Annotated in this window: 28 protein-coding genes and 1 pseudogene; 17 read left to right on the forward strand and 12 right to left on the reverse strand. The window is 68.2% G+C overall.

Annotated features, from left to right (window positions below; all coding sequences use genetic code 11):
- Positions 1-34: 34 nt before the first annotated feature.
- The 3 genes and pseudogenes from MJ777_RS23060 to MJ777_RS09785 all read left to right on the forward strand — a co-directional run.
- A pseudogene (locus tag MJ777_RS23060) lies at positions 35-526 on the forward strand (DEAD/DEAH box helicase); the annotation flags it as partial.
- Between the two features lie 44 nt (positions 527-570).
- On the forward strand, positions 571-861 hold the full coding sequence (locus tag MJ777_RS09780; RefSeq protein WP_239311850.1) for a nucleotidyltransferase family protein: 291 nt from the start codon (positions 571-573) through the stop codon (positions 859-861).
- Between the two features lie 19 nt (positions 862-880).
- Entirely contained in the window at positions 881-1,222 is a 342-nt protein-coding gene (locus MJ777_RS09785) for a DUF86 domain-containing protein (protein ID WP_239375434.1), read from the forward strand.
- 169 nt (positions 1,223-1,391) lie between these two features.
- Here the strand turns inward: MJ777_RS09785 and MJ777_RS09790 are convergent, their stop codons facing one another.
- Both MJ777_RS09790 and MJ777_RS22695 read right to left on the reverse strand, forming a co-directional pair.
- Complete coding sequence (locus MJ777_RS09790; RefSeq protein WP_239375436.1) at positions 1,392-2,441, reverse strand: hypothetical protein; 1,050 nt, start codon at positions 2,439-2,441, stop codon at positions 1,392-1,394.
- 614 nt (positions 2,442-3,055) lie between these two features.
- Positions 3,056-3,673 (reverse strand): integrase core domain-containing protein, encoded by a 618-nt coding sequence (locus MJ777_RS22695; protein WP_370652686.1) that lies wholly within the window; start codon positions 3,671-3,673, stop codon positions 3,056-3,058.
- Between MJ777_RS22695 and MJ777_RS09800 the strand changes: the two genes are divergently transcribed.
- The 5 genes from MJ777_RS09800 to MJ777_RS09820 all read left to right on the forward strand — a co-directional run bounded on the left by MJ777_RS09800 (position 3,594) and on the right by MJ777_RS09820 (position 6,306).
- Complete coding sequence (locus MJ777_RS09800) at positions 3,594-3,974, forward strand: hypothetical protein (protein WP_239375440.1); 381 nt, start codon at positions 3,594-3,596, stop codon at positions 3,972-3,974. The two genes, MJ777_RS22695 and MJ777_RS09800, sit on opposite strands and share 80 nt — an antisense overlap.
- Before the next feature lie 218 nt (positions 3,975-4,192).
- The gene (locus MJ777_RS09805; RefSeq protein ID WP_239375442.1) at positions 4,193-4,504 is read left to right on the forward strand and encodes a hypothetical protein; all 312 of its coding nucleotides are present in this window, start codon (positions 4,193-4,195) and stop codon (positions 4,502-4,504) included.
- Positions 4,501-4,986 (forward strand): hypothetical protein, encoded by a 486-nt coding sequence (locus MJ777_RS09810; protein WP_239375444.1) that lies wholly within the window; start codon positions 4,501-4,503, stop codon positions 4,984-4,986. Before MJ777_RS09805 ends, MJ777_RS09810 begins: the two co-directional genes overlap by 4 nt.
- A 429-nt stretch (positions 4,987-5,415) precedes the next feature.
- Positions 5,416-5,577 (forward strand): hypothetical protein, encoded by a 162-nt coding sequence (locus MJ777_RS09815; RefSeq protein WP_239341829.1) that lies wholly within the window; start codon positions 5,416-5,418, stop codon positions 5,575-5,577.
- Positions 5,578-5,781: 204 nt separating this feature from the next.
- The gene (locus tag MJ777_RS09820) at positions 5,782-6,306 is read left to right on the forward strand and encodes a helix-turn-helix domain-containing protein (RefSeq protein WP_239375446.1); all 525 of its coding nucleotides are present in this window, start codon (positions 5,782-5,784) and stop codon (positions 6,304-6,306) included.
- A 94-nt stretch (positions 6,307-6,400) separates the two neighbouring features.
- Here MJ777_RS09820 and MJ777_RS09825 read toward each other — a convergent pair whose 3' ends face one another.
- Together MJ777_RS09825 and MJ777_RS09830 are read right to left on the reverse strand one after the other, a co-directional pair.
- A complete protein-coding gene (locus MJ777_RS09825) occupies positions 6,401-8,287 on the reverse strand; it encodes a toll/interleukin-1 receptor domain-containing protein (RefSeq protein ID WP_239375448.1) in 1,887 nt (628 codons plus the stop codon).
- Positions 8,288-8,417: 130 nt separating this feature from the next.
- The gene (locus tag MJ777_RS09830) at positions 8,418-8,675 is read right to left on the reverse strand and encodes a hypothetical protein (RefSeq protein ID WP_239345858.1); all 258 of its coding nucleotides are present in this window, start codon (positions 8,673-8,675) and stop codon (positions 8,418-8,420) included.
- Between the two features lie 284 nt (positions 8,676-8,959).
- Here MJ777_RS09830 and MJ777_RS09835 point away from each other — a divergent pair, with 284 nt between their 5' ends.
- Positions 8,960-10,348 (forward strand): spermidine/putrescine ABC transporter substrate-binding protein, encoded by a 1,389-nt coding sequence (locus tag MJ777_RS09835; RefSeq protein ID WP_239375450.1) that lies wholly within the window; start codon positions 8,960-8,962, stop codon positions 10,346-10,348.
- Between the two features lie 31 nt (positions 10,349-10,379).
- Here the strand turns inward: MJ777_RS09835 and MJ777_RS09840 are convergent, their stop codons facing one another.
- Together MJ777_RS09840 and MJ777_RS09845 are read right to left on the reverse strand one after the other, a co-directional pair.
- Positions 10,380-11,657, reverse strand: a complete 1,278-nt coding sequence (locus tag MJ777_RS09840; RefSeq protein WP_239310131.1) for an aspartate aminotransferase family protein — start codon at positions 11,655-11,657, stop codon at positions 10,380-10,382.
- 101 nt (positions 11,658-11,758) lie between these two features.
- Entirely contained in the window at positions 11,759-12,250 is a 492-nt protein-coding gene (locus MJ777_RS09845) for an Lrp/AsnC family transcriptional regulator (RefSeq protein ID WP_239310130.1), read from the reverse strand.
- A 187-nt stretch (positions 12,251-12,437) separates the two neighbouring features.
- Here MJ777_RS09845 and MJ777_RS09850 point away from each other — a divergent pair, with 187 nt between their 5' ends.
- The 4 genes from MJ777_RS09850 to MJ777_RS09865 all read left to right on the forward strand — a co-directional run bounded on the left by MJ777_RS09850 (position 12,438) and on the right by MJ777_RS09865 (position 17,550).
- Positions 12,438-13,868, forward strand: coding sequence for an aspartate aminotransferase family protein (locus MJ777_RS09850; protein ID WP_239310129.1), 1,431 nt, complete (start codon positions 12,438-12,440; stop codon positions 13,866-13,868).
- A gap of 74 nt (positions 13,869-13,942) precedes the next feature.
- Positions 13,943-15,373 (forward strand): gamma-aminobutyraldehyde dehydrogenase, encoded by a 1,431-nt coding sequence (locus tag MJ777_RS09855; protein ID WP_239310128.1) that lies wholly within the window; start codon positions 13,943-13,945, stop codon positions 15,371-15,373.
- 365 nt (positions 15,374-15,738) lie between these two features.
- Entirely contained in the window at positions 15,739-16,896 is a 1,158-nt protein-coding gene (locus MJ777_RS09860) for an alpha/beta fold hydrolase (protein WP_239310127.1), read from the forward strand.
- Between the two features lie 456 nt (positions 16,897-17,352).
- Positions 17,353-17,550: a hypothetical protein gene (locus tag MJ777_RS09865; RefSeq protein ID WP_239345848.1), complete on the forward strand. Its 198-nt coding sequence runs from the start codon at positions 17,353-17,355 to the stop codon at positions 17,548-17,550.
- A 250-nt stretch (positions 17,551-17,800) separates the two neighbouring features.
- On the opposite strand, the gene MJ777_RS09870 is transcribed toward MJ777_RS09865, so the two are convergent.
- The 5 genes from MJ777_RS09870 to MJ777_RS09890 form a co-directional block, all read right to left on the reverse strand.
- Positions 17,801-18,577 (reverse strand): glycerophosphodiester phosphodiesterase, encoded by a 777-nt coding sequence (locus tag MJ777_RS09870; RefSeq protein WP_239310126.1) that lies wholly within the window; start codon positions 18,575-18,577, stop codon positions 17,801-17,803.
- The gene (gene hisN, locus MJ777_RS09875) at positions 18,574-19,392 is read right to left on the reverse strand and encodes a histidinol-phosphatase (protein WP_239310137.1); all 819 of its coding nucleotides are present in this window, start codon (positions 19,390-19,392) and stop codon (positions 18,574-18,576) included. Before hisN ends, MJ777_RS09870 begins: the two co-directional genes overlap by 4 nt.
- 171 nt (positions 19,393-19,563) lie before the next feature.
- Positions 19,564-20,637, reverse strand: a complete 1,074-nt coding sequence (gene rsgA, locus MJ777_RS09880; RefSeq protein ID WP_239310125.1) for a ribosome small subunit-dependent GTPase A — start codon at positions 20,635-20,637, stop codon at positions 19,564-19,566.
- A 35-nt stretch (positions 20,638-20,672) separates the two neighbouring features.
- Positions 20,673-22,028 carry a 3-phosphoshikimate 1-carboxyvinyltransferase gene (gene aroA / locus MJ777_RS09885; protein WP_239375452.1) on the reverse strand — a complete coding sequence of 452 codons (1,356 nt, stop codon included), beginning with the start codon at positions 22,026-22,028 and terminating at the stop codon, positions 20,673-20,675.
- Between the two features lie 78 nt (positions 22,029-22,106).
- Positions 22,107-22,925, reverse strand: coding sequence for a methyltransferase domain-containing protein (locus tag MJ777_RS09890; RefSeq protein WP_239310124.1), 819 nt, complete (start codon positions 22,923-22,925; stop codon positions 22,107-22,109).
- Positions 22,926-23,163: 238 nt separating this feature from the next.
- Here MJ777_RS09890 and MJ777_RS09895 point away from each other — a divergent pair, with 238 nt between their 5' ends.
- From MJ777_RS09895 to MJ777_RS09910, 4 genes are all read left to right on the forward strand, one after another.
- Positions 23,164-23,442 (forward strand): hypothetical protein, encoded by a 279-nt coding sequence (locus tag MJ777_RS09895; RefSeq protein WP_239375454.1) that lies wholly within the window; start codon positions 23,164-23,166, stop codon positions 23,440-23,442.
- Positions 23,443-23,513: 71 nt separating this feature from the next.
- Positions 23,514-24,323 carry a sigma-70 family RNA polymerase sigma factor gene (locus MJ777_RS09900; protein ID WP_370652687.1) on the forward strand — a complete coding sequence of 270 codons (810 nt, stop codon included), beginning with the start codon at positions 23,514-23,516 and terminating at the stop codon, positions 24,321-24,323.
- Positions 24,320-24,604: a mycothiol system anti-sigma-R factor gene (gene rsrA / locus MJ777_RS09905; RefSeq protein ID WP_239310122.1), complete on the forward strand. Its 285-nt coding sequence runs from the start codon at positions 24,320-24,322 to the stop codon at positions 24,602-24,604. Before MJ777_RS09900 ends, rsrA begins: the two co-directional genes overlap by 4 nt.
- Before the next feature lie 48 nt (positions 24,605-24,652).
- A complete protein-coding gene (locus MJ777_RS09910) occupies positions 24,653-25,603 on the forward strand; it encodes a GDP-mannose 4,6-dehydratase (protein WP_239310121.1) in 951 nt (316 codons plus the stop codon).
- On the opposite strand, the gene MJ777_RS09915 is transcribed toward MJ777_RS09910, so the two are convergent.
- Positions 25,590-25,770: hypothetical protein (locus MJ777_RS09915; RefSeq protein WP_239375464.1), on the reverse strand; the 181-nt coding region annotated here is incomplete at its 5' end. The genes MJ777_RS09910 and MJ777_RS09915 overlap by 14 nt on opposite strands.

Raw genomic sequence — 25,770 nt, forward strand, 5'->3', positions numbered from 1 at the left:
CTCGCTACGGCACCCCGTTCACGCCGCTGAACCATTACTCGGCGACTACATCGACATCTACGACCTGACCCGGGCCGTCGAGGACGGGGCGACCGTCCCCGTCTACTTCGAACCGCGGCTGCCGAAGGTCGCCCTGGCCAAGGACGTCAGCGAGGAAGACCTCGACCAAGCCGCCGACGAGGCCACGGTCGGGCTTGACGAGGTGGAGCGGGCGAAGATCGAGCAATCGGTCGTCGTGATCAACGCCGTGTACAGGGCGCCGGCCCGGCTGGCCTCGCTCGCGGACGAGATCGTCACGCACTGGGCGGCCCGCTCGGGGGAGATGCGCAAGTTCATCGGTTCCCCGGGCAAGGCGTTCATCGTCGGTGCGACCCGCGAGATCTGCGCCCGCCTCTACGACGAGATCGTCAAGCTCAGGCCGGAGTGGCACCACGACGCCGTCGACAAGGGTGTGATCAAGGTCGTGTACTCCGGCTCGGTGCAGGACGTCATGCCGGTGGCGAAGCATGTCCGCCGCGAGGGGCGCCGCAGTCGTGCGGTCGTGGCCTGTCTGGGGGCGATAATGGTCGGGTGACCGTCGACCTGCGTGACAGCCGGATTGCTGAGGTGTGCCGGCGCTACGGCGTCGCCGAGCTGTCCGTTTTCGGCTCGGTGGCGCGCGGCGACGACATCGGTTCCTCAGACGTCGACCTGCTGTATGTGCTGGCGTCCGACTCGACGCTTGGCTTCGAGATCGTCGATCTCCGAGACGAGCTTGAGAAGATCGTCGGACGTCGCGTCGACCTGGTGCCCAAGTCCCGGCTGAAGTGGGTCATCCGCGATCAGGTGCTCGCGGAGGCGAGGGTCCTCTATGCGGCGTGACGAGCTGTATCTCGTCGACATGATCGAAGCGGCGGCGGCCGCGACGACGTTCGTCCAGGACGTCGATGAGGCCACGTTCGCAGCGAGCGACCTGATCCAGAGTGCTGTTCTCCAGAAGCTGCTGGTGATCGGCGAGGCGGCCGGGCGAGTCTCATCCGGGATCCGCGCGCGCTGGCCGGATGTGCCGTGGCGATCCGTCACAGGCTTCCGCAACATCGCCGTCCACACATACTTCGACGTCGACTGGTCAATCGTGTGGCGCATCGCCACGACCGCGCTGCGTGAACTTCAGGAGCAACTGACAACGCTCCTCAAGACGGAGTTCCCGCTCGTCGCCAGCCAACTCGACCAGCCGCACTGACCACGGGCACATCGCCCTGGATCCGGAACCGCCGGAAAGTCGACAGTCCCGGGCGGATCGGGGTTGTGAGACCCCACACGGTCGGGGTCGAGACGAACGCGGCCGAACCCGGTCCCGACAGGGGTTGGGGACCGGGTCCGGCCGCAGGTGAGCGCCTACCTAGTGCTGGCTACTTGAGGGCGACGCCTCCGGAGTTGCGGTAGGCGATCGTCTTGTTGATCAGGTTGCCACCGTCGGTCTCGGGCGTGGTCTGTTCGGACCATCCCGCGCCGAACAGCAGGGCCGCGACATGGGCATCGGCCACCTGGGTCATGTGCGAGAACAGCCAGTCCACCTTGTCGTCCTGGTAGTGGCTGGGCGTGTTGTTCTGCGCCATGTTTCCCACCGGGATCTGCCACAGCAGCACCGGCTTGCCGACCGCCTCGGCCATCGTCTTGTAGAAGCTCAGGGCGGTGGCGGCCTTCTGGTCGGTCCAGAAGGTGTCCTTGCCCCCGTGCGCCGGCTGGGCGTACCAGCCCGCGTCCCGGTCGGAGATGTCGGTGACCAGGAAGTCGCCGGCGTTGGCGCCGAGGTCGACGTAGTCGCTCTTGCACTTCTCGATGTTGCTCTGCCAGTCGAAGCAGGACATGTGCAGGCCCACGCCGGCGTTCGGCGCGTACTTACGGGTCATCGCGATCATGCACTGGGCCAGGCCCGAGGCACTGTTCTCCTGGGAGCCGCAATCGGTCGAGTTCGCCGACCTCACCTGCGCCGGAACCTGGTGCAGATTGCCCAGCGATCGGGCGAAGCCCCAGAAGTCCGGCTCAAGGTCGATCAGGTCCCGCGACGTGCCGATCTTCTGCAGGAAGAACCGGTAGTCGTTCAGGTACTTGCCGAGCAGGTCGGCGTTGTTGATGACCTTGACCTCGTCCGGGCCCTCACTCAGGCCGGCCATACCTGCGACGTCGATCAAGGAGTACCAGTCCCAGACCATCCCCTGCGGGTGCGCCTTGCCCTGGTAGGTCGCCTTGGCCACGGAGTTCTCGCGCACGATGATCTGAGTACCGGGTGCGGTGGTGGGGCCGGTCCAGCACCCCCACCAGTTCGACCATGCCGAATCGCAGCGCGCCGCCGTGTACGCGGCCGGCGTAGGTGCGGGCTGGCTGTGCACGTAGCTGTACTGCAGGTCGAACGGAGCGGCGGACATCGAGGCGTCGGACATCGAGCCGCCGACCAGCACCGTGCTGCTGCCCATGAAGGTCTTGGTCGAGCTGCCGCTACTGGTGGGCGATGCCCCGCCCGGGGTGCTACTGGCAGCCGAGGAGGCCGACGAGGAGGCCGATGGTGTGGTAGCGGGCTGCGTGGTTACCGACGAAACCGTCGGCGTCGGCGTCTGCGAAGGGCTAGCCGCGGATGCGGGCACCTTGATCGGGTTACACGCGGTGGCCACGCAGAGCGTCATGCCAATTCCGAGCATGACCGCGGCGGGCCGCCGGGGCTGCGATGGTCGAGCTGCGGCACGGCGTCGTCGCGCGAGGGCGGACAGGGGCATGAACTCTCCGTTGTCGTGTCTACGCGACCGCGAGGTCGCACGGGTTGGGCCCCCAGCCGTTGCGACCCTAATGACAACCTTTGGCGCATGTCTACATCGATGCCCGAGTTGTTACCAGCTTGAGCTGATGTAGGTGCCTCGTCGACGGTCGTGGCACCGTCGTGAGACCACGGCCCTGCGGCGTCGACCCGGCCCGTGCCGACCGCGTCCTGGCCGCCGATGCTGGGGTGCGCCGGGACGGCAAGCTACCTGCCCGTACCCTGAAGGGCGCAAGTATGCGATCTCGCTGGTCAGGTGCTTGATCAGGCGACTCGTTGATATTCGTGGAGGAGGCCGCCGAGGCGGTCGACGCGTCTGATCGGGCCGCTCGGATCGCCGGCTGAGGCCGGCCGATCGGGCATGTCGAGGGCGAGGCGGTGGTGGGGCCGAGCGGTGTTATGGTGCTCGACGTAGATCGACAGGACCTGTTCCGCGCGGCGCCGATTCCAGATCAAGGTCCAGTCCAGGCACTCGGCGCGGACGGTGCGCACCCAACATTCGGCGAAGGTGTTCGCGCGCGGCGCCTGACACGCTGGACTGCGACTCGGCCGACGTGGAGGTCTACGGCCGTCAGAAGCGCGGTGTCGCCTATACCCGCGACGGGAAGAGGGCCGGCCGGCCGTTGCCGGCGAGCAGCTGGGCGCGCACCGGGCTGACGCTGGCGGCCCAGCTGCTCGCCGGCAACCAGGACCCGCAGCCGTTCGTGACCGCCCTGATGCGTCGGGCGTTGGCGGTGCTGCCTGATGCGGTGCGCGCGCCGCCACTGTTCCGGTGTGACAGCGCTTCTTCTCGGCCGGGTTCATGCGCGCCATGGTCGCCGGCGGCGACTTCGCGATCGCCGCGCCGCGCAGCCAGGCGCTGTGGCGGGCGTATGCCGCCATCCCCGAAGACCGGTGGGTCGACGCCCGCGATATGCGCGGCGCGCAGGTCGCCGCCTGCGACTACGCCCCGGCCGGTGCCCCGGCCGGTGCCCCGGCCGGCACCTACACGATCGTGCGACGGGTGAAGATCCGCGCCGACGAGGTCTCCACCGACCCGCGCTCCCGGCTGCGACGCACGATCCCGACCGGCCAGCTACAACTGATGCTCGACGGTGTCGCCGACCACGGCTGGGCCGTCAGCTTCCTCGTCACGAACATCCCCGCCGACGAGCCCGACGGGATCGTCGCCGTCGAGTGGTGATTCCGCGGCCGCGCCGACGTCGAAACAAGGATCAAGGAACACAAGCTCGGCGCGGGACTACGGCACCTGCCCTCCGCCGACCTGCTGGAAAAGCATGTGTCGCCTTGACCGCTTGATTCCGCCTACTATTCGTGATGTCAATGCTACTGAAATGCCCCGACGGCGGTCGCCAAGCCTGCTCGCCATGGTGACGTAATACGTCGTGTTACGATAGCGGCATGCCGAATATCCGGTTCACGATCTCGACAGCCTCAGACGTCCAGGCCGCGATCAGGACGCACGCGGAAGCGGCCGGCATGGACGTCTCCGCCTACATGATCGCGGCAGCCGTCGCCCAGATGGCGCGTGACGACGCCGCCACGGCGGCCTTCGCGGCACTGGACGCACGCAACCAGGACGCCCTGGAGCAGACCGCCGACCTCGCCGAGGCGGACCCGCCCTCGTTCGACGCCCTGACCACGGACGAACAGGCCCTCGTCCACCGGGTCCTGGCCAGCGCACTCGGAACGGATACCGCAAGCGTCGCGTGACCACCCGTACCGTCATCTACGACACCGGGATGCTCGTAGCGCTCCTGCGAGACAACCCCACGGCGCGACTACTCCACCACGGCCTACGCGCGGCGCCCCACCGACCGGTTCTCATCGGCCCGGTCCTCGCCCAAGCATGGCGACCGGACCCGAAAACGGTCCACGCCTTCAGCCAATATCTGAAAGACTGCACCGTTCCACAAACCCGGGAAAGCACGCCGCCCATCCGCGGCGCGGCGAGCATCCCCGCCGGCTGCGTCGCCTGTGCGAGAACCTTCACCCTCGACTCGTACAAACGGGCAGGGGCCATGCTCGCCGACGCCACGCTTCCCACGAAGAAGCGGCCGGACGTCATCGATGCCCTGGTCGTCATCACTGCCGCCCTGCACGCCCCCGCCCAGATCCTGACCAGCGACCCAGACGACCTCGCCGCCTACACCGCCACACTCGACCGCGCCGACATCCTCGTTGAGTCGATCTGACCGTCGCCGGCGCTGTCACCCATCCGATATCTGTCTGACGGTGCAGGGTGAGCGCCTGCCGCAGGTCCGGCAATGTCCTGCCCGCGAGGGCTTCGAGCCAGGGCATCCGGATGAGGCCACGCGGCCGGATCACGGCCGGCTTCCGGCCTGGTCGCAACCGCCTCCGGGCTGGCACGATCATGAAGCTGGCGAGCTTGCCGACCCAGACAGCGGTTCGCATTGTGCGAGCTTGACGTTAAGAGCGACCGGCAATAGGGGACGCGGCGTCGCGGGGCTGGGGCACGCCCTGCTCTCAGTGCGACGCCGTGGCGGGAACGCGAAGCGGCACTGTGCGCGGCGGCCAGTCACCTCGCCGCCGCCACGAACCGGCTTGGACTGGCCGAGCCCGTCGACCCGGCGTCGCGCCGCTTTCATTCCCGCGATATCCAGGTGCTCGGCGCGCAACGCCTCACCCGTGCGCTGATCGAGGCGATCGGCGATCCGCGGCTGCGAGTCCTCCTCACCCGCCTCGGACACCGGTCCGACGGCCCGCTCGGCCAGCTCCCTGGCGCGATCGACCAGGCCATCGACAGCGTCGAGATCCTCACCTAACCGGATCGCCGCCGCGACTACGCACCCGTGCTTGGACTCGGAGCCTGAGAGTCCCGGCGCGCTGGTCCAATGGCGCGCGGACGTCGGGTGCATCGTTCGCGCTGGGGGCGCGGTGTCCGTCGGCGGATAGCTAGCAGCAAGCCGCCGACATAGAATCGAGCGAAACGAGCATGTCGATCGCGACGATCGTCTTGGAGGCCGTTCATGACCTCATCGAACCGAACCGAACCGCTCCACGACGAGACGTACCTGCCCGACGAGGACACGGGCGAGATCATCGACTTCCTGGCCGCGCTTCGCGACCGCGCCCGGCAGACCGCCGACCCGCGGCCTCGGCTCACCGGCCCGGACGGGCACAGCGTCGAACTTCCCGAGCCGATGTTCGACGTCCTTGTGCAGGTCGCCGCGGCAATGAAGGCGGGCCTGGCCGTCACGGTGGCCCCGCACCATCTGACTATGTCCACCCAGGAAGCCGCCGATCTGCTCCGGATCTCCCGCACCACCCTGGTTCGGCTGCTGGAGAGCGGCGTAATCCCGTTCGAGAAGCCCAGCCGCCACCGCAAGGTCCGCCTCGACGACCTCCTCGAGTACCGCCGGCGCCAACGCCACGCCGCCGATCTCGCCTTCGCTGACATGGTCGCCGACACCGAGCGTCTCGGCCTCTACGACGTCAGCCCCGGCGAGACCCGGGCTGCGCTGAAAGCCGCCCGCAAGAAGACCGAAGGCTGACCAGATGTTCTCCGCGCTACTCGGCACCTGCGTCCTGGTGCCCAGCAGGGCCCGCGAGGTGCGGCATGAGCCGCATGGTAGGAATCCCTGTCCTTCAGAGCAGGGAGGACGTCAGGAGGGAGCGCCTCGGCGGCGGATCCAGGACAACAGCCGGCGTTGGGTGCGCTCTTGAGCCTGCACCGTGCTCCGTGGCGCGTGGCCGAGACCGGGGATGGGCTCCAGCGGTTCCAGCCGACGGATGGAACCGACGCCGTCGAGTTCGCCCATCTCGAAGCGACGCAGCTTCACTACCCACCAGCAGATCGTGGATCGACCGGATCAGCCCGAGCCGAACCTCGGCCCGCCGCGCCGCCTCCACCGACACCGCGTCGTCGCCGTGGGCGAACTTTCCGGCCACGGCCTCGGCGGCGACCTGCCGGTGAAACAGGCGAACGAGGAACTCCCGGATCTGTTCTTCGTCGAAGTCAACCAGGTGTACTTCGCGGCTGGCCGCGGCCAGCCGCGCCTGGTCACCGAGCTCGGTGCGGTGCTGGTCGTCGGTCAGGAAATGCTGGCTGCGGCTGGTCAGCACGACCTTGGCCCTGCCTGTCACCGCCGCCAGGATGGTCCGCAAATGCTCGGCGGCCCGGTCATAGGTCACCCGCAGCGCCAGCTCGTCGAACCCGTCGAACAGCAACGCGACCTTGCCCTGCTCCACCATCCGCCGCACGGCCCGCACGGCCCGCACGTCCACGCCGTGCTCGCCGAGCTTGGTCAGGTGCAGCGCGAGCAGCTCGTCGACCGAGTGCGTCTTCTCCAACGCCCGCAACTCGACGAGCAAGGGGGCGACCTGGGCTACCTCGTCAGGCAGCCGGCGCGTCAGCTCCCGCAGCAGAAAACTCTTCCCGTGCCCGAAGTCACCCAGGATCAGCAGGAACCGGGCCTGCTCCACATCCAGCCAGTCACACATCGCCGCGAATACGTCCCGTTGCACCGCCGGCCCGCCGGCGTCACCAACGGCACGGCCTAAAGCATCCTGGGCCACGGTGAACCGTTGCGGCACGTACAGACCTGGCGGGTACACCGCATCGTCGGCGAGACGTTCCTTCTGGCGGGCCAGATAGCGCCGTGGATCCCACCGGCCCTCGAACTCGGCGAGGCTGAACAGCCGGACCCGCCGTCGCCGTGCTTGGCGCAGCACCTCCTCCCCTGGTGGCTCACCCAGGTAGACCAGCTCCGAGTCCGGCCACGGCTCCAGCGGTAAGTACGTCCCCTGTACGACCGTGTTGTAGAACGCCTCGACCGCCCCCGCGTCCGGCGCGTTGACACTGATCCCAACAGGCCACCGCCGCCGTTCCCCATCACGTTCCCCAGACATATCCACATAGGGAAACAGCCCCTCCCGGTGGCTCCCGTGGACCGTCGCTTCGGGGTGCCGCTCCTTGCATGCCTCCTGGACCAGACCAAGCAGCCTGAGTCTCAGTTCCCCGTTGTCCGGCCCTGGAAAACGCGGCGGCTGCCCACGATCACCGGCCCCCGGATACCCCGGATACCCCGGATACCCCGGAGCTACCGCGGACGGTGCCGCTTCGCCATTCGTGGCTGCCATCAACCCGTCGACCAGCACACGGTGAGCGTCGGCCGCCGAACGGTCGACAAGACTGATCCGCCCGATCTCCCGCAACAGCGGCGGAGCCTCGCACGGCGCCACCCGTACCGGAACCAGCAGCTTCTTCCCAGCAACCGCATCCACCAGCGCCGCGTTCAGCTCTGCCTTACACCACTTCGAATCCAGATAGGCAGGAGAAAGGATCACCATGACGCAGGACGCTGCCATCAGCTCCGCACGGATCCAGCCGACGAAATTCCCGCCAGGAACCGAGTGCCAGGCCTGCAGCCGAGGCCGATAGCCCGCCTCCCGCAGCTGCCAGGCAACCCACACCGCCCAAGGCTCGTCCGCTTCCGCGTAACTGAGAAAGACCGTCCGCCCGTCACCCACCACGCGCGGAGCCCCACCAAACGCCCCCGAAGTCACCTAACCAGGATGACACCCCAAGGAAACGGAACGCTGCCCCTTGGCCTCCAACGACGCGCACCCGAATTCGGACATCCCTGCCCACAACGGGCTCAGCTCAGGGCCGAGGGGGGTGCCACGGGCTCGCCGGACGCAGCAGGTCGGCTGATCGCAGCAGTACGTCGGCGAGGGCGCGAGCCTCTTCAGGCGTCAGGTACGCGGCGGACATCGTGTCGAGCATGGGCGTGTCCAGCCGCAGCAGGACCACCGCGGCCTGCCCCGAGGCCGCGGGTGGTTCCGGCCGGACGGTGATCTCAGCCTGGCCGATCCGGGTAGTGAGGACGCCATCATGTGGATCGTGGCGCACCAGGGCCATGGTCATCCACTCCTCCCGAACCGAGTTGCTCTTGGCCGACGCACTTGTTGGACTCCCGTTGGCCGGTCGGGGTTGTCCTGGCCCGGCGTCCAGAACGCGACCGGTCCAGCGGCATCCTCGCGATCCCGTTGGACTCCCGCTGTCGTTCCGGTGACATCCGGCTACACCGTGGTCCCGATAGTGACGATACGGACACGCAGTTGAATGTCGGCGAAGGGAGTTCTGATTTTTTGTGCCAACGGTAGTTCGACTGTCAAGCAACAGTTCGCAAAAGGATGGCTACGATGTCAACGATGTCCGAATGGTCCGCCGTCGACGTGCTTGGAAATCATCGGAATGATCCAAATAATTCATGTCACCCGGCTCTGCTGCGCGGCCTGACCAGGCCACGGATGGCGATGCGACAGCCGGCAGCGCCGCGGTCTGGGCCTGCGGGTGCCCAGGCCGCCCTTGGACGGCGGGATCTCCTCCGGCTGGCCGGCATATTGACGGGCGGCGGCGTCCTGCTGGCCGCGTGCGGATCGCAACAGGCGGCTCCGCCACCGGCGCCGACGGGGCCGAGCCCCCTGCCCGAACGCTCCGTCACCGACTACTGGGCCGGCCGGAGCAGGGCGGGCCATCTGGACTTCGCGAACTGGCCGCTGTACATCGACACGTTCCCCGGCCAGAAGAACGGCCACCCGACGCTTGATCTGTTCACCCGGACAACCGGAATCACGGTTTCCTACCGTGAGGTCATCGACAACGACGAGTCGTTCTACGCGGGCATCCAGTCGTTACTCGAGGCGGGGCGTCCGATCGGCCACGATCTGATGGTCATCACCAACGGCCAGGTGCTCGCGGAGCTCATCCGGCTGAACTACCTGGCGCCGCTGGACAGGAACCGGCTGCCCACCTTCTACGCCAACGCCGACGAGACCGTCGTGAGCCCGTCCTATGACCGGGACAACACGTTCACGGTTGCCTGGCAGTCGGGAATCACGGGGATCGCCTACGACCTGAACCGCACCGGCCGTGAGATCAGGAGTTTCAACGATCTGTTCGACCCGGCCTTTGCGGGCCGGGTCGGGATGTTCGGAGATGTTCGGGATCTCCCGAACTTCACTCTGGTGGGGCTGGGCATCATGCCGGAGACCTCCACTCCGGCGGACTGGCACAAAGCCGCCGATGCCCTGCGCAGACAGCGTGCCGATCATATCGTCCGCAACTACTACCAGCAGGACTACATCGAGCCACTCAAGAAAGGGGAGGTGTGGTTGTCCATGGCGTGGTCGGGTGATATTTTCCAGGCCAATTCCGAAGGGGCGGACCTGCGGTTCGTCGTTCCGGACGAGGGCGGGATTCTGTGGACGGACAGCATGTGCATCCCGGTCACCGCGCCCCATCCGGTGGATGCGATCACTTTTATGGACTTCGCCTACCAGCCCGACGTCGCCGCGAAGCTCGCCGAGGGGATCAACTACATCACGCCCGTCCCCTTCGCGCGTGACCGGATCCTGCGAGACGCGGTCGCGGCCAGCGGCGACCAGCGGACCCAGCTGACCGCCACGGCCAACAGCTCGCTGGTTTTTCCCACGCGTTCAGACCTTGCCCGGCTGCGCCGTTATCGCGTTCTGGACAGGGCCGAGGCCGCCGAGTGGAATGCGCTGTTCCAGCCGATCTACCAAACCTGACCAGCCGCCGGCCACTCAACGCTGTGCGGGCTCACTGGCCCGACAGGGCCGCGGCGAGGGCGGCCGAGAGCAGGTCCACGTCGGCGAGGTCGATGACCAGCGGGGGGCAGAAGGCCAGTGTGGAGGTGCCGAGCGGGCGGACGATGACACCATGGGCGAGCATCCGGTCGCGGATCTCGGTGGCGGTCGGGCCGTCGGGCAGGTCCACCGCCCACATCGCGCCGTGGCCGCGGACGTCGCTGAGACCGTGCGTGCTCGCTACCGCCCGCAGCCCGGCCGCGAGGCGCTCGCCGATCACGGATGCCCGGCCTGGCAGGTCCTCGGTCTCGAGGACGGCGATGTTGGCCAGCGCGGCGGCGCACGCCGCCGGATGCCCGGAATAGGTGCCGCCGTGGCGCAGTACGACGTCCGGGCGGCGCAGCGGCTCGTGCGCCGCGGGGCCGATGAGTACGCCACCAAGGGGCTGATAGCCGCTGGTCGCGGCCTTCGCGAACGTGACGAGGTCAGGCCGGACGCCGAAGTGCTGAGCACCGAACCAGCCGCCCAGCCGGCCGAAACCGGTGATCACTTCATCCATGATCAGGAAGGCGCCGTGGGCGTCGCAGAGATCCCGCAGGCCCGTGAGGTAGCCGGGGCGGGGCGGATACACGCCGCCGGCCCCGATCACGGGCTCGGCGATGACCGCGGCCACCCGGCCGGGCTTGCTCGCCATGACGTCGGCCACCGCGTCGAGGTCGTCCTTGCCCACGTGGACGATGTTGCCGACACCGGGACCGAAGCCGGCCTGGTTCGCGGGAAGCCCGGTCAGGCTCATGCCGCCGTAGGTCACGCCGTGGTAGCTCGGCGATCGGCTGATGATGATCGTTCGTTCCGGCTCGCCGGTGACGGCGTGCGCCAGGCGGGCGATCTTCATGGCGGTGTCCACCGCTTCCGATCCGCCACAGGTCAGGAACACCCGGGCAGCGGGCATAGGCGCCAGCTCGGCGAGCCGCTCGGCGAGCGCTTCCGCCGGCGGGTTGCTGAAGCGTTCGAACAGGTGGAAGGCGTCCAGCGTGCGCAGCTGCGCCGTCACGGCTTCGATGATCTCTGTGCGGCCGTGCCCGGCCGCGCAGTACCACAGGCCCGCCAGGGCATCGACGTAGCGCCGGCCGGAGTCGTCCACGACGTGCGCGCCCCTGCCGGAGACGATCCGGATGAACGAGTCCTGGGCTGCCGCCGGGCGGGCAAAGGGGTGCAGGAGCGGGTACGGCGCCGTGGTCGGATCGGTACCAGCGGCGGAGCCACCGGTCCTTGACGGCGTGATGTGCACGGTGATCGGGCTCCTTTCCTGGATGGTCCACGCTATGCGGTATCTGTCCCCGCGGCGCGTCCATCCCCGCGTTGAGTCGTGTCCGTGCGTAACCGTTCGGATCAGCGCGCGCCCCAGGTGTAGGTCTGCTTCACCAAGCGCAGGTACACGAACGTCTCGGTCTCCCGTACCTGCGGCAGCGCGCGGATGCTGTCGTTGATCAATGACAGCAGGTGCTCATCATCCTCGGCGACGATCTCCAGCAGGAGATCGAACGATCCAGCGGTGAGCACCACGTAATCGACCTCCGGCAGCGCCGCGATGATGTCGGCCACCTCCCGGGCGTCGCCCGACACCTTGACGCCGATCATGGCTTCACGCCGGAAGCCCACCCGCAGCGGGTCGGTCACCGCGACGATCTGCATGATCCCGGAGTCGAGCAGCCGCTGGACCCGCTGGCGGACCGCGGCCTCGGACAGGCCCACGGCCGTGGCCATGGCCGCATAGGAGCGCCTGCCATCCTCCTGGAGCTGTTCGATGATTGCTTTGTTGATGTCGTCGAGGAGGGGTTCCGGCGCGGCCCTCGCGACGCTCGGCTTACGTTCCTGGGACAAAGTCTTCCTTATCGGGTCCTGAACGGCAGGAGCGGATCTCGGGTGGTGGCAGTCGCACGGTTGCGCGAAGCGGAACACGCGGTGCGGGCCCGGCATTTTCCCCGCTCGAGTGTTCCGTGGATTCCCTTGTCAGTGGCCGGGGCGGGCTACGCTTTCCGTACCTGGCTACCGGAAGGGGAGCGGGAACATGGGCGGGACGATATCCGAGTCGAGGGCATACGCGGCGCCCGCCGGCATCGCCGAGCGCGCTGCTGCCCTCACCCGGCAGGAGGAGCGCCGGCTGGCCGAACGCACCCCGGGCTCCCGGGCGATGCACGACCGGGCGCTGCGGTCGATGACCGGTGGGGTGCCGTCGTCCTACCAGGCCCGCGACCCCTGGCCGATCTACCTGACGCACGGGCGGGGCTCGCTGGTGTGGGACGTCGACGGAACCGAGTATTCCGACTTCCACAATGGTTTCGGCTCGATGGTGCAGGGGCATGCGCACCCGGCCATTGTTCGCGCGGTGCGTGAGCGGATAGGCCTGGGCAGCCACTTCGCGATGCCGACCGAGGATTCGGTGATCGTTAGTGAGGAACTGGTCCGTCGCTTCGGGCTGCCGCAGTGGCGCTATGTCAACTCGGGGTCGGAAGCGACCATGGATGCGATCCGAATCGCCCGGGCGGTGACCGGACGCGAGACGATCGTCAAGATTTTCGGTTCCTACCACGGTCATCATGACTACGTGATGGTCTCGATCGGGACCCCCTACGAGGACATCGGCCCCGTCGATCACATGGCGTCGCTTGCCTACGGCGAGGGCATTCCATCGACAGTGATCGATCTGACTGTGCCGGTGCCGTTCAACGACGCCCCGGCCATGGAGCGGCGGATTGAGGCGTTGGTGGCCGAGGGGCGTCCGCCAGCCTGTGTGATCATGGAACCGGCCATGATGAACCTCGGCGTGGTCCTGCCCGAGCCCGGCTATCTGGAGGCTGTCCGGAGCATCACTCGCCGGCACGGCGTGATATTGATTTTCGATGAGGTCAAGACCGGTCTGTGCGTGGCGGCCGGGGGCGCCACCGAACGCTTCGGCGTGCTGCCGGATATGATCACGCTGGCCAAGGCGCTCGGCGGCGGGCTGCCGTCCGGGGCCATCGGCGCCACGGCGGACATCATGGCGGCCGTTGCCTGCGGCCGGGTCAAACAGGTGGGGACGTTCAACGGCAACCCACTGGTCATGGCCGCTGCCCGGGCCAGCCTGCTGGAGGTCCTCACCCCGGAGGCGTATGCCCATCTCGATCGGCTGGGCGACCGGCTCATCGCCGGCTGCGATGACATTCTCCGGCGCCACGAGCTGCCTGGCTACACGGTCGGCATCGGCTCCAAGGGGTGTGTGCACTTCGCCGATGCCCCGATCCGCGACTACACGTCCTTCATGGCGCTCCAGAATCCGGCTCTGCCGGAGCTCGCCTGGCTCTACAACGCCAATCGGGGCGTCCTGATGGCTCCGGGCCGGGAGGAGGAGTGGACGCTGTCGGTGCAGCACTCCGACGCCGATGTTGACCGCTACCTCGACTCCTTCGCGGCGTTGGCCCGTGACCTCGCCGGCACCACCGGCGGCGGACAGCCAGGTTAGCCGGATGAGCCAGGTTGGCCAAGTTAGCTGGATTAGCCGGATTCGCCAGGTAAGGGGCGTGATGCGGAGTGCGTATGGATAAGATCCTCACGAATTTCATCGGCGGTGCCAGCGTCGCGGCTATGGACGGGCGGACGACGCCCGTGGTGAACCCGTCCACGGCAGCGGTCTTCGCCGAGGCACCGGTATCCGGCGCGGTTGATGTGGACGCGGCGGTGCGGGCCGCGTCGGACGCCTTCGAATCCTGGCGCGCCACCACACCGGGTGAGCGGGCCAGAGCCCTGCTCACACTCGCTGACGCCATCGAGGAACGCGCGGACGACCTCGTCCGGGCGGAGTGCGAGAACACCGGGAAGCCGATCGCGCTCACCCTGGCCGAGGAGATTCCGCCCGCCGCGGATCAGATCCGCTTTTTCGCCGGTGCGGCCCGGTTGCTTGAGGGACGGTCGGCGGGTGAGTACATGACCGGGTACACAAGTTTTACGCGGCGCGAGCCGGTGGGCGTGTGCGCGCAGGTGACCCCGTGGAACTACCCGCTGATGATGGCGGTGTGGAAGCTCGCGCCGGCGATCGCCGCGGGCAACACCGTGGTGCTCAAGCCGTCGGAGACGACCCCGGTCAGCACCTTGCTGCTCGCCGAGATCGCGGCCGAGTTCCTGCCCGCGGGCGTCCTCAATGTGGTGTGCGGTGATCGGGACACCGGCCGAGCCCTGATCGCTCACCCGCTGCCGGCGATGGCGTCGGTCACCGGCAGTGTCCGGGCCGGCATGGAGGTTGCCCAGGCGGCGGCCGGCACCCTCAAGCGGGTCCATCTGGAACTGGGCGGCAAGGCACCGGTGATCGTTTTTGACGACGTCGATGTCGCCGCGGCCGCGGCGGGGATCGCGGGCGCCGCCTACTTCAATGCCGGGCAGGACTGCACCGCCGCCACCAGGATTCTAACCGCGCCGGGCGTCCATGATGATCTCGTCGCGGCCCTGACCGAACAGGCACGAGCGACCAGAACCGGCGGCCCGGACGAGCCGAGCGCAGCCTACGGCCCGTTGAACAACGTCGGTCAGCTCGGCCGCGTGCAGGCAATGGTGGATCGTGCGCCGAGGCATGCCGAGGTGCTCACCGGCGGGGCGCCGTTGAACCGCTCCGGGTTCTTCTACCCGGCGACGGTTATCGCGGGCCTGCGCCAGGATGACGAGCTGATCCAGCAAGAGATCTTCGGGCCGGTTGTGACGGTCCAGCGGTTCGGTTCTGAGGACGAGGCCGTGGCCTGGGCGAACGGAGTCGAATACGGGCTCGCGGCCAGCGTGTGGACACGTGATCACTCCCGGGCGATGCGGGTTGCCCGTCGGCTGGACTTCGGCTGCGTGTGGATCAATACCCACCTCCCGCTGGTTGCCGAGATGCCGCACGGAGGCTTCAAGAAGAGCGGATACGGGAAGGACCTGTCAGTCTACGGCCTCGAGGATTACACCCGGATCAAGCACGTGATGAGCAACATCGAGTTTTGAGCGGCCACGAACGACCGGTGACAACGCGGCGAGGTACGTGCCCCAGCCTCGCGCCGCCATGTCCCTGTTACCGGTCGCGCTATGGCGTGTTTCGGAAGTCGTCGTTCGGCCAGGGGCCGCCTGGACGCGGCGGGCCGGACAGCTGGCTTCCGGAACACGTCCTCAAGGCGGTGGGAGGGTGATCCCCGCGTTGTCGAGGTGCACAGGGTGCCAACCAGCCGAAGCCGGCGCGATGCTGGTCCCGTCGCGCCCGCCGGAGGCGCTGTGGGACCAATAGGCCGAAGACGGGTTTTCCGGACCTGGTTGGTGGCTTTACTGTCTGGTTTGCCCGCCAGCCGGCCTGGACGAGTAGGCGGAGGGCGGCTATGCGCGAAACTCGTATCCGCGTTGCGGGTGACCTGGCACGTGTGCCCACGGATCGTCCAGATGACCTTACCGGCACCGCGACCGGCGCGGAAACGGAGCGGGCACGCCCACCCGGCTCCTCCCGCTATGTCATACGGTATGTAACCGTGCACGGATATCGTCGGGCTTACATCCGTGCCGGGCACGGACCGGCGTTGTTGCTCATCCACGGGATCGGGGACAGTTCGCAGACCTGGGCGGACCTCATTCCGTTGCTTGCCCGCGGCCGAACGGTGATCGCGCCGGATCTTCTCGGGCACGGCCGGTCGGACAAGCCCCGGGGCGACTATTCCATTGGTGGATACGCCTGCGGAATGCGTGACCTGTTGACGGTACTCGGCATCGACCGGGTGACGGTGGTCGGCCACTCCCTGGGCGGCGGGGTGGCCATGCAGTTCGCCTATCAGTTTCCCGAACGGTGCGAGCGGGTGGTGCTGGTAGCCACCGGGGGAGTGCGTTCCGACATCCATCCGCTGCTGCGGGCCGCGGCGATTCCAGGTTCAGGAGCGGTGCTCTCACTGCTTACCACGGCATCCCTGCGCCATATCGGTTGGGCGGTGACGCGGGCGTTGCGCTGGCTGCACACCGATCTGGGGCGCGATGTCGACGACCTCATGCGCACCTTGGAAGATCTGCATGTGGACACCGCTCGAGCGGCATTCCTCCGGACGTTGCGGACCGCCGTGGACGGCCATGGCCAGGCAATCACGATGTTGGACCGCTGTTACCTCGCGGCCGGAATGCCTTCTCTGATCATTTGGGGTGGGCATGACGCGGTGATCCCGCCTGAACATGCGCGGATCCTGCACGCGGCGATGCCCGGCAGCCGCTTGGAGATCTTCGCGGACGCCGGGCATTTCCCGCATCGCAGTAACCCGGAGCGCTTTCGGACGGTGCTGGAGGAGTTTTTGTCCTCGACTCGCCCGGCAACGTACTCGGCTCGCCAGTGGCGGGATCTGATGCGTTCCAGCGGGTGTCGCCCGCAGCAGCCGCCGGGCCGAAGCCGGAGCCGGCGGATGAGAGCGGCCACCGGTGAGGAAAGCGCGTTGGCCGCGGCTTCGAGCACGCCGCTCGGCACCCGTCACGGGGAAGGGCCGGTCCCGCGTGGGCCGAGGTGAACAAGACACGGCGGAAAGTGAGGATTCGCCACCGGCGAGCGTACGGAAGCCGGCGAGCCGGGATCCACCGATCGTGGGCAGTATCTTCGGCGCGGCCTCGTCCGGGGTGCCCAGCCAGGGTTCCGTAGGTCCGCGGAGCTGTGGGAAGAGCCATGACCGTGCGTCCATTGGCCCGGGAGGTTCATACTGGCTGGGAGCCATGGAACGTTCTCCGGAGCGAACAACCGCGGATCGGTTCGTGACCCGTACGCCGCTGACCGCACATGATACCCGCTTCATCCCGCTCAACCGGCTACCGCGCCGGATCGTCGAGACAGATGCCACTTCTTTGTTCCAACCCGCTATCGCATTGGGACACCGCGGCCCGCTATCGTGGACTTCGTCGGGCGCGGTCATGCCAATATGGCCTATCCTCGCTGTAGTAACTGAAGTCAGAGATATATCGGAGGTCGACCGTTGGCACGTCGTGCGCGTCTGAGCTGGCCGGAAGAGCGTCGCCAGGCAGGTGAGGTCGTCGTTCGCCGGGTTGACCCCGGCCGTGGCTGGACCCTTGAGCAGGCTCGTGACCTGGTACGGCAGGGTTACTCTGTCGAACATGTAGCGGAACGGACGGGATTTCCGGCGCAGATGCTGAAAGTGGCTGCCGAGGAGTGAACGTTTCGACGAAGCGGCGCCAGTCATGAAATATGCACTCTCGGCTATGCGAATGTGGTCGGCTCGGACTCATTCACCCGCGGTGAACCAGGGTGGTGAACCAGGCCTGGCCGAGGTCACGCCAATGCGTCGAGCTGGTCACTCTGCGCAGTGCGGGGGATTGTGCTGGCGGTTGTGTTCGGATTTTATTGAGTGATTGGATTTTGCGCCGACTATTTCCTGTCGGCGATGATCGGGCGTTGTTTTTTGGTCACTGCACGTGACGTGTACGCGCGATTGTTGCTTCGTCGTTGGTGGCGCGTACAAGCCGGCCGAGGTGGTCGGAGTAGACACCGTCCACGCCGAATCCCAGCAGGCGGTTCAGGGCTCGGGACGACTGGGCATGCCAGCCGAACGCAAGAAGCCCGTGAGCGTGCACCAACGGCACCATCGCGGCGGACCAGTCGTTGGCACGCAGGTTCAGCACGGTGGCTCCGGCGGCGGCCGCACGTCGCGCGTACGCCTCCAGGCCTCCGCCGATCGCCCGGTGGGAGCGGATCTCCCGGCTGGCTGCGGAGTTCACGAATTTCACCGTGTCATCCAGCGCCTCCAGGCTGATGATCGACTGCCAGGAGCGGATCGCGTCAAGATCCCCACACAGCCACAGGCGGTCCGCCGCACCAGCCGCGCGGGCGGTTTCGACCACCGCGCGCACGGCGTGGCGCGCGGTGGCGGGTGGGTCCTTCAGGTCCAGGCTGAGCTCGAAGGCGTTGCCACAGGCGGCGTAGAGGCCGGCCAGGCGTGGAAGCCACCCCGGGAGCGCCGCGGCCGGTGTCTCGCTGAGCCGGCGGCGCCGGCCCGGCGGTCCGAGCACGCCATCATGGTGCAGTACCGCCACGCCGTCCGCCGTGAGCCACACATCCGATTCCAGCCCACCGGCACCGCCCGCCAACGCCCGCTGGAAGGCCGCTACGGTGTTCTCCCGCTGGAACAGCGCGGGCGAGCCCCGATGGGCAAAGCCGATCGGACGGCGCGCGGTACGGGTCACCGCACGGAAGGCTGGTTCAGGATATCCAGCGCCCGGGCATGCAGCCGGCTGTTGGTTGTCAGAACCGAGCCACCGGCCGGCCCAGGGCGTCCGGTGAGATCCGTGAAGGTGCCCCCGGCCTCCTCGATGATCACCTGGAGGGCGGCCATGTCCCACAGCGAGACATCGGGCTCGCAGGCAAGGTCGACAGCTCCCTCGGCGACCATCATGTGCGACCAGAAGTCACCGAAGGCCCGGGTCCGCCACACCGCGGCCACGAGATCGAGGAAGGGCTCCAGCCGACCGGCCGCCGACCAGTTCTCGATGGAGGCGAACGACAGGTAGGCGTCGGCAAGGTCTGTCACCGCTGACACGGCCAGTGAACGGATCTCGCCGGCCACCGTCCGGGTGTGAGCCCCGTGACCGCGTGCCGCCCACCAGCGCCGGCCCATTGCGGGCGCGCTGGCCACACCGACGACGACCGTACCGTCGATCTCGAGAGCGAGCAGCGTCCCCCACACCGGCACCCCGCGGACAAAGTTCTTGGTACCGTCCACCGGGTCGACCACCCAACGGCGCCGGGCCTCACCGACCAGCCCCTGTTCCTCGCCCAGGACCGCGTCGCCGGGCCGGACCCGCGCCAGCCGGGCCCGGATCATCGCCTCCACCGCGGTGTCGGCGTCGGTCACGGGAGTGGCGTCGGGCTTTGCCTCGACCAGCAGGTCAACAGCTTGAAAACGGGCCATCGTGATGGCGTCGGCGGCATCCGCCAGGGCCAGGGCCAGGGCCAGATCATCGGTGACCGGGTGGTCGTCGGCAGCCGGGTTCGCCGGGATTTCGACGTTACTAGCCGGTAGGCCGCTGGGGCGGGGATCCGGATCTGTCTGTGCGGCACGGGTCACGCGGCGAGCGTACCGGGGCGCCGGCCGGTAATGACGGATATCCCCACCGAGTTCGGGCCTGGTGTGCCAGGCGGGTTCGTTGCCCCGCTATGGCTGGCCCCCCCGCTATGCCGGGTCGGCACCGGAGCGGGCGACAAGGAGCCTGCGCAGGCTCGCGAGCCGGCCGGGCTCCGCCAGCCCGTCATCGACGGCGCGGTCGACCGCGCAGTCCGCGAGGCCCGCCTGATGGGTACAGCCACCCGGGCACGCGGCCGCGGCCGGAGCCAGATCGGGAAAAGCGGCCAGTACCCGCTCCGCGCGGACCGCGCCCAGCCCGAACGAGCGCACCCCCGGGGTGTCGACGACCCAGCCCCCACCGGGCATCGGCAGGGCGATGGCCGCGGACGATGTGTGCCGGCCTCGTCCGGTGACCGCGTTGACCGCGCCAATTGTCTGGGCGGCATCCGGTACCAGCCGGTTGACCAGCGTTGACTTGCCGACACCGGAATGACCGAACAGGACGCAGACACGGCCGCGGAGCAGCGCGGTCAGCGCTTCGACGCTCCTGTCCGGCCGGGTGGTCACCACCGGGAGGCCGAGCGGTCCGTAGAGCTCCCGCAATGGCGCGTCGTCGGCGAGATCGGCCTTGGTGAGGCAGAGCACCGGTTCCAGGCCACCGTCGTAGGCCGCGACCAGGCATCGGTCGATCATCCCGGTGCGCGGTGGTGGGTCCGTGAGGGCGCAGACGATGATGAGCCGGTCGGCATTGGCGACGATCGGGCGTTCGAGGGGGTCGGTGTCGTCGGCGGTGCGCCGCAGCACGCTCCGGCGTTCAGCTCGCGCGACGATCCGGGCCAGGCTGCCAGGCGAGCCGGAGACGTCCCCGACCAGGGCGACCTCATCGCCGACGATCACGCTCGTCCGGCGTAACGAGCCGCCGCGGACGGCGGCGACCAGGATACCGGTGGACTGCGGCGGGCCGGTCGACCCATCGTCCGCCCGCGCCTTCGCCCTGGTCGCCCGCACGGTCGCTGCCGTCGCCGCGATCCGTCCGGTGACATGGCAGGTGTAGCGGCCGCGATCGACCGCGACGATGCTCGCCGCCACCGCGTCGGCGTGGTCGGGCCGCTCCCGGGTACGTGGCCGTGACCCGCGCCCAGCTCGGACCCGTACGTCGTCCTCGTCCAGCTCCCGCGGCATTCACCCGCGCCGTTCCAGCCCGCGACGGCGGGCTTTCATGGTTGCCGGACCGTCTCGTCCAGCATCCTGGTACCGGCCAGCATGCGTGCCCACAGCCGGTCGAAGTGTGGCACGGTCTTGCCGGTCGTGGCGATGTCGTGGACGAGCACCCCGGGCACGACCAGCCCCACCACGGCATAGGCCATGGCGAGCCGATGGTCGGCCCGTGGGTCGAGCCGGGCGCCGGACAGTGGCGCGGGAGAGATGGCCAGCCCGTCATCGGTCACGGTGATCGCCGCACCCAGGCGCCCCAGCTCCGCCGCGAGCGCCGCGAGCCGGTCGGTCTCCTGTAGCCGCAGGTGCGCGATGCCCCGCAGGCGGCTGGGTGAATCGGCGAGGACGGCGAGCGCCGCGAGGGTGGGCGCGGCCTCGCCGTAGTCGGTGAGGTCGACGTCGATGCCCCGCAGGCGTTGCGGCCCGCGTACCTCGAGACCGGCCGCTGTCCGGGTGACGGCGCACCCCATCGTGGCCAGCAGGTCCGGGAGCATCCGGCCGGGTTGCACGGTCGCGGCCGGCCAGTCGGCGAGAACAACACGACCGCCGGTCGCGGCCGCCGCCGCGAGGAAGGCGGCGGCACTGTTGATGTCGGGTTCGATGACGCGGTCGTGGGCGAGCATCCGGCCGGGCGCGACCGACCAGCGCGCCGTCACCGCGGCCCCCGCGGCCCCCGCCCGCCGGTCGGTATCAACCTCGACCAGGGCACCGGCCGCACGCAGGTCCGCGACGGTCATCTCCAGGTACGGCCAGGACGGCAGCCGCGAGCCCACATGGCGGACGGTCACACCATGATCGTAGCGGGGTGCCGCGAGCAGCAGCCCGGACACAAGCTGGCTGGACGCGGACGCGTCCACCGTCACCTCGCCTCCGGTAAGGCGCCCGCGTCCGTGGACGGTCAGCGGCATCCGGTCGCCGTCGATGCGCGCGCCGAGTGCCCGCAACGCGTCAAGCAGCGGGCCGAGCGGACGTTCACGCATGTGCGGGTCGCCGTCGAATACCAGGTCGCCGTGGGCAAGCGTGGCCAGCGCCGGGGTGAACCGGGCGACGGTGCCGGCGTTGCCGCAGTCGATCAGAGCGCCCTGGGCCGCCCGCAGCGGGAGCTCACCATGGACTACCCAGTCGCCGTGGTCGTCGACGACAGCAGCCCCGAGCCGGCGGAGCGCGGCGGCCATGAGCAACGTGTCACGTGATCGTAGGGGCCGGCGCAGCCGGCTCGTGCCGTCCGAGATCGCCGCCAGCACCAGCGCTCTGTTGGTTGCGGACTTCGAGCCGGGCATCATCACGGTCGCGTCGACCGGTCGATCCACGCTGGGCGCCGGCCAGGGGTCGATGGGCACGTCCGTGGTGGCGGTCATCACCTCAGCATGCCGCACGCCACCTCCCGCGGATAGCGGCTGCCGGCGCCGTGCCCGAAGCCCTGGGGATGATCTTTGTCAGCCGGGGCGGCGGGCGCTGGCGACAAGGTGGATGCCGATGGACTCGCCCTCGCGTTCGGCGGAGAGCTCGACTTCGGTCCGGACGAGGGTGGGGAAGCAGGACACATCCGAGGCGACGGCGCGCGTCACCGCTTCGGCGGACAGCACCGTTCGCGGCCGGATCCAGTCGACGTCCAGGCCCGCGCTGGTCAGCAGCGCGTGCAGCTCCTCTGGCCAGAAACAGCGGGTGATGGAGCCGTCCTCAGCGGGGACGAGGACGACATCAGCCCGCGGCACGTCCGACAGCTCGGCCCAGCGGTGCTGTTCGGCGAGGCGGGCAAGGCCGAGCAACAGCGAGTCGACACACAGCAGCAGCCGCCCGCCGGGGCGCAGCATCCGGTAGATCTCTTCCAGGGTCGTCTCGGTCGCCAGGCAGAACGACAGCGTCCGCCCTTCGGCGAGGACAGCGTCGAAACTTGCCGGAGCGAACCAGTCGAGAGAGCGGGAATCGCCCGCGACCTGAAGGAACCTGCCCTGGTCGGTGGCGGGCCCGCCCAGTTGCTCCCGGCCGTGCACGGGGCTCGGCCGGTCCACCGAGGGGACGACCCGCACGACGTCGTGCCCGGCCGCGACCATTTGGCGCGCGAACCGCGTCCGTGGGCCGGAGACGTCCAGCACCCGGATCTGTGCCGTTGGCAGCCAGCTGGCCAGCTGAGTTGCGGCGACATCCTCGTAGAACGCCCAGTACGGATCATCGCTGTCCGCGGGCGCCTCATAGACGAGGGTCGTGGTTCGTCCGCGCGGCTGATCTGGCTCGGCGTCGAGGCGGGGCAGCATGGACCTTTCCTACCCTTCGAAGGGGGAAGATGCGAAACACGTCACACGGATTCCCGGGAAGTCTGACAGATGTGAATGATCAACAGTGGCATATCTGTCACGGCGATGACCGTGGCTGGTGGATCCCCTCCCGGCGTGCCCTTGCTGGAGATAGCCGGCGAGCGGGTGCCACGGGTTTCCCGCCGCGCCCGCGGATGTGGTTTTGTAGTGTTTTTGTGTGGTATTAGTAGTTGAATGCATGGTGCCGTGTTGGCTGTCCTGTCCATGTTTTGTTGCCCGTACGGGAGGCGTCACGGGATCGGGGCTGGCCGGCCCGCACGCCGCCTCGGCGGTGGTCCGTTGGTACGGCGGCCCTCGGCCCGGCCCGGCTGGCGGGAATCCCGGCGCCCGGCCGGACGGTTACGCAACCTACAAGGCACTTCGGGCCGTCGACGCGAACAGCCTGCTCACCGGGGCATTTCGTCCCCGAGCGGTCGCGTCGTTCCCCGTCGGCGGGGACATCCACTCGGAGGTTTGATGACTGCTCAGTTCGCGAGTGGGCCGGTGTCCGGTACCGGCCCCGGCATCACCCCCGGTATCGGCGGCGCCGTGCCGGTACCGGTCGTCCCCGCGCGGCCGCGCGCCGGGGACGGGAGCGATCCCGGCCGTTGTCGCAGCGCGCCGGCCGTTGGTTCCCTCGGTGGTTTTTCCGCCCGCGTGACCGCACCCGGCAAGGTATCGTCCGTTTCAATGGTCGGCTGTGTGCCTGTCAGCCGGCGCCCCGCGGACGACCCGAGGTACGAGGGAGTGGTCCTGGTCGAAGAGACTGCCGAAGAGCGGGCCAGCCGTTTCGAGCAAGACGCCCTGCCTTTTCTCGATCAGCTCTATGCGGCGGCGCTGCGCATGACGCGGAACCCTGCCGATGCCGAGGATCTGGTTCAGGAGACCTTTGTCAAGGCCTTTGCGGCTTTTCATCAGTTTCAGGAGGGTACGAACCTCAAGGCCTGGTTGTACCGCATCCTGACGAACACGTTCATCAACACCTATCGCAAGCGGCAGCGCCAGCCGTTGCAGAGCCCGACCGAGCAGGTCGAGGACTGGCAGCTGGCCGACGCGGAGTCGCATACGTCCAGCGGGCTCAAGAGTGCTGAGACCGAGGCGTTGGAGCATCTGCCGGACAGCGATATCAAGGAGGCCCTCCAGGCGCTGCCCGAGGATTTCCGGATTGCGGTCTACCTTGCGGATGTCGAGGGCTTCGCCTATAAGGAGATCGCGGAGATTATGGGTACCCCGATAGGTACCGTGATGTCCCGCCTGCACCGCGGCCGCCGCAGCCTGCGTACTTCGCTCGAGCACTATGCCCACGAGCGGGGCTTGGTGCGTGCCGGCCGCTCCGAAGGCGATGGCGGTGGATTGTGACCTGTGGTGACCCGCATGCTGTCGACTGCCGGAAGGTGCTGGAAGCCGTCTATCTGTATCTCGACGGTGAGATCGATTTTGATCACAAGTATCTGATTCGTTCACATCTGGACGAATGTTCCCCGTGTCTTCGCCAGTTCGGCGTGGAGCACGAGGTGAAGCTCCTGGTAGCCCGCGGATGCGGGGGTGAGCGAGCTCCCGACGCCCTGCGCAGGAGTGTACTGGAGCGTTTGCGGGCCGCGAGAGCCGACGCGGCCAGGTCGGAGTTTCGCGCCGAGTAGGGCGCCTGTCCGCTGATGTTCAGTCCGTAGTGGTTAGGCTGTGGTGCCGTGCGTATTCTTGTCTCTGGCGCGGCTGGTTTTATCGGCTCCACGGTTACGGACCGTATGCTGGCTGATGGCCACGACGTCGTCGGAATCGACGATTTGTCCACCGGACGCCTTGAGAACCTGGCCCAGGCCTCCGGTGATGTCCGGTTTTCGTTCGAGAAGATCGATATCACCTCGCCTGAAGTGGTGGATATGGTGGGGCGCGTTCGCCCGGATGCGGTGTTGCATCTGGCGGCGCAGATCGATGTGCGGGTGAGTATCAGGGACCCACTTCTTGATGCCCGCCTGAACGTGCTTGGAACGATCAACATGCTGGAGGCGAGCCGGCGGGCCGGCGTCGCGAAGTTCGTCCATACATCGTCCGGTGGTTCGATCTACGGGACGCCCCGGCGGCTGCCGGTCGACGAGACCGCCGCGGTGGCTCCCGAGTCGCCGTACGCGGCTGGGAAGGCCGCTGGCGAGCTGTACCTGTCCGTGTATCGATCGACCTACGGCCTGGGGACGACCGCGCTGGCGCTTGGCAACGTCTACGGGCCACGCCAGGATCCGCACGGCGAGGCCGGTGTGGTAGCGATCTTCGGGACGGCGATGCTCGAGGGGCGGCCGACCGTTATTTTCGGTGATGGTTTGACCACCCGTGATTATGTCTTCGTCGGTGATGTCGCGGACGCGTTCGCCCGCTCGGTCTCGGCGGCGGCGGCCGACGGCGAACGGCTCAACATCGGGACCGCTACCCAGACGGCCGTCCGGGAGCTGCACAGCAGAATCGCGGGGATCATCGGGGTGGCCGACGTCCCGGAGTTCGCCCCGTCCCGTCCCGGGGAGCTCCAGCGGATCGAGCTCGATATCAGCAAGGCACGGCGGCTGGTCGGGTGGCAGCCGCGGGTTCATCTTGATGACGGTCTGGGCCAGACCGTCGCCTGGCTGCGGCCCCGCGTCAGCACCCGCTGAGAGCGCGTGTGAGATCGTCATTCCGGCTTGCCGCGTCCAGGTGCCCCCTGGCCGCGTTGTCGGCCACACCGAGACAACTCATCCGGTATCGCTTCGGCCTGCCGCCTTGCCAGGCGGCGCCTGGACGCGGCTCACTGATCGAAAGCCCGATCTCACACACGCTCTGA

It is taken from the genome of Protofrankia sp. Cj5 (genome assembly GCF_917627405.1).
GTDB lineage: Bacteria > Actinomycetota > Actinomycetes > Frankiales > Frankiaceae > Protofrankia.